At 63.9% G+C, this 2,207-nt stretch carries 1 protein-coding gene and 1 pseudogene; one reads left to right on the top strand and one right to left on the bottom strand.

The window, feature by feature from the left end; genetic code table 11:
• A partial coding sequence (locus E5W70_RS31185; protein ID WP_292665102.1) for a malic enzyme-like NAD(P)-binding protein occupies positions 1–1,259 on the bottom strand: 1,259 nt, incomplete at its 3' end.
• A gap of 140 nt (positions 1,260–1,399) precedes the next feature.
• On the opposite strand from E5W70_RS31185, the pseudogene E5W70_RS31190 reads away from it, so the two are divergent.
• Positions 1,400–2,207 (top strand): annotated as a pseudogene (locus tag E5W70_RS31190) (DNA mismatch repair protein MutS); the annotation flags it as partial.

The following is a 2,207-nucleotide window of genomic DNA, read 5'->3' on the forward strand; positions in this document are numbered from 1 at the left end:
AGATCGAGGATCGGCTTGCGCGCGACGCCGGAGTCCATCGCCGCCTTGGCGACCGCGATCGGGATCGCCGAAATCAGCCGCGGATCGAACGGCACCGGGATGATGTAGTTGGGGCCGAATTTCGGCCGGTTGCCCTGATAGGCAGCGGCGACGTCGTCGGGCACGTCCTGGCGCGCCAGTTCGGCGAGCGCCCGGGCGGCGGCGATCTTCATGTCGTCGTTGATGGTGGTCGCCCGCACATCCAGCGCGCCGCGGAAGATGTAGGGGAAGCCAAGCACGTTGTTGACCTGGTTCGGGTAATCCGACCGCCCCGTCGCCATGATGGCGTCGGTGCGGATCTCGGCGACCTCCTCCGGCGTGATCTCGGGGTCGGGATTGGCCATGGCGAAGATGATCGGGTTCTTGGCCATCGACTGCACCATCCTGGTGGTCAGCGTGCCTTTGGCCGAGAGGCCGAGGAACACGTCGGCGCCGTCCAGCGCCTCGGCCAGCGAGCGCGCGCCGGTTTTCACGGCGTGCGCCGATTTCCACTGGTTCATGCCTTCGGTGCGGCCCTGGAAGACGACGCCCTTGGTGTCGCACAGGATGATGTTTTCTGGCGCAAAGCCCATCGCCTTCATCAATTCGATGCAGGCGATGCCGGCAGCACCTGCGCCGTTGCAGACCATCTTGGTGGTCTTCATGTCGCGGCCGGTGACCTCCAGCGCATTGATCAGGCCGGCAGCCGAGATGATGGCGGTGCCGTGCTGGTCGTCATGGAAGACCGGTATGTCCATCAGCTCGCGCAGCCGCTGCTCGATGATGAAGCATTCCGGCGCCTTGATGTCCTCAAGGTTGATGCCGCCGAACGAGGGTCCGAGGAAGCGCACGCAGTTGATGAATTCGTCGGCATCCTCGGTGTCGACCTCGAGGTCGATGGAATCGACGTCGGCGAAGCGCTTGAACAGCACCGCCTTGCCTTCCATCACCGGCTTCGAGGCCAGCGCGCCGAGATTGCCGAGGCCGAGGATGGCGGTGCCGTTGGAGATGACGGCGACCATGTTGCCGCGAACCGTGTAGTCGAAGGCGCGGCTCGGGTCCTCCGCGATGGCGAGAACCGGAACGGCGACGCCAGGCGAATAGGCGAGACTGAGATCGCGCTGCGTCGCCATTGGTTTTGTAGCGACGATCTCCAGCTTGCCGGGGCGGCCCATGGCATGGAATTCCAATGCCTCCTGGGCGCTGACGGAGGGCCCGTTGCTTTCGGTTTTCTTGGCCATGGTACTTTTGGTTTCCTCGCCCGTACGGCACCGCTTGCGATAGGTGCGCATGCTTTCTTTTGTGGAAGGTTCGGGATTAAGGCTACACTTCGCCGCTGTAAACCGCCAAGCATGGCTTGCAAAATTTTGGAAGCAGCTTCTTGAACGACGAGACGCCCATTCGAAGCGACAACGCCACGCCGGCCTTCGCGCCGGCGACGCCGATGATGGAGCAGTATATCGAGATCAAGGCGGCGAACCCGGATTCGCTGCTGTTCTATCGCATGGGCGATTTCTACGAGCTGTTCTTCGACGATGCCGAGAAGGCAAGCCGGGCGCTCGGCATCGTGCTGACCAAGCGCGGCAAGCACCAGGGGCTCGACATCCCGATGTGCGGCGTGCCGGTGCACGCCGCCGACGATTACCTGCAGAAGCTGATCGGCCAGGGGTTCCGCGTCGCCGTCTGCGAGCAGATCGAGGATCCGGCCGAGGCGAAGAAGCGCGGCGGCAAATCGGTGGTGCGCCGCGACGTCGTCCGGCTGGTCACGCCCGGCACCATCACCGAAGACAAACTGCTGGCGCCATCGGAATCGAGTTTTCTGATGGCGTTGGGACGGGTCAAGGGCGGCAGCAGTGATCACGCTTTCGCCTTGGCCTGGATTGAGATCTCGACCGGTGTCTTCCGCGTCGCTGAAACCACCGCCGACCGGCTGCTCGCCGATGTCTTCCGTGTCGATCCGCGCGAGCTGATCGTCGCCGAACCGGTGTTTTACGACCCGGAGCTGAAACCGGTATTCGACGTGCTCGGCCGCGTCGCCAGCCCGCAGCCGCCGTCGCTGTTCGATTCGGCTTCGGCCGCCGGCCGCATCGCCCGCTTCTTCGAGGTGGCGACGCCTGACAGTTTCGGCTCGTTTTCGCGCGCCGAATTGTCGGCGATCTCAGGCGTCATCGCCTTTGTCGAAAAGACGC

The sequence above is a fragment of the Mesorhizobium sp. genome, from assembly GCF_005063415.1.
Classification (GTDB): Bacteria; Pseudomonadota; Alphaproteobacteria; order Rhizobiales; family Rhizobiaceae; genus Mesorhizobium.